Genomic DNA, 1,054 nt, shown 5'->3' on the forward strand with positions numbered 1-1,054 from the left:
CCGACAAAGCGCAGGCGCCGCTGACGGAAGTGGACGTGGCTGGGGTGCTGTCGAAGACGGTGACGGATTGGCAGAGCTATTCGGGGCGTCTGGAGGCGGTGGAGAAGGTGGAGATCCGGCCACAGGTGTCGGGCACGATCGTGTCGGTGAATTTCAAGGACGGCGCGCTGGTGAAGAAGGGCGACGTGCTGTTCGTGATCGATCCGAGGCCGTATCAGGCGGAGGTTGACCGGGCGGCGGCGCAGCTGGCGGCGGCGCAGGCGCGCAACGGCTACGCGCAAAGCGATTGGCAGCGCGCGCAGAGGCTGATCACCGACAACGCGATCGCCAAGCGCGATTACGACGAGAAGCAGAATGGCGCGCGCGAGGCGATCGCGAACCTGAAGGCGGCGCAGGCGGCGCTGGAGGCGGCGCAGATCAATCTGGGCTACACGCGGATCGTTGCGCCGGTGTCGGGGCGGGTGTCGCGTGCGGAGATCACGGTGGGCAACGTGGTGTCGGCGGGGGCGTCGGCCGCGCCGCTGACGACGTTGGTGTCGGTGTCGCCGATCTACGCGTCGTTCGACGCGGACGAGCAGACGTATCTGCAATATATCGGCAGTGCGAAGGATGGGCGCAAGGTGCCGGTGGAGCTGGGGCTGGCGAACGAGAGCGGCTATTCGCGGCAGGGCGTGATCGACTCGGTGGACAACCGTCTGGATGCGTCGTCGGGGACGATCCGGGTGCGTGCGCGCTTCGACAATGCGGACGGGGTGCTGGTGCCGGGTTTGTACGCGCGGGTGAAGGTGGGCGGCAGCGCGCCGCATGCGGCGCTGCTGATCGATGATGCGGCGATCAACACGGACCAGGACAAGAAGTTCGTGTTCGTGGTGGATCAACAGGGGCGGGTGTCGTATCGAGAGGTGCAGTTGGGCGCGCAGCACGGCAATCAGCGGGTGATCGTTGGGGGATTGTCGGCGGGGGACCGGATCGTCGTGAACGGCACGCAGCGCGTGCGGCCCGGCGAGCGGGTGAAGGCGCATCTCGTGCCGATGACGGGCGGCGATGATGCGGC

Annotated in this window: 1 protein-coding gene; it reads left to right on the plus strand. The window is 67.5% G+C overall.

Annotated features, from left to right (window positions below; translation table 11 throughout):
* The coding region (locus BSIN_RS02050; RefSeq protein WP_089339363.1) for an efflux RND transporter periplasmic adaptor subunit at positions 1-1,054 on the plus strand (1,054 nt) is incomplete at both ends.

Source organism: Burkholderia singularis (assembly GCF_900176645.1).
Classification (GTDB): Bacteria; Pseudomonadota; Gammaproteobacteria; order Burkholderiales; family Burkholderiaceae; genus Burkholderia; species Burkholderia singularis.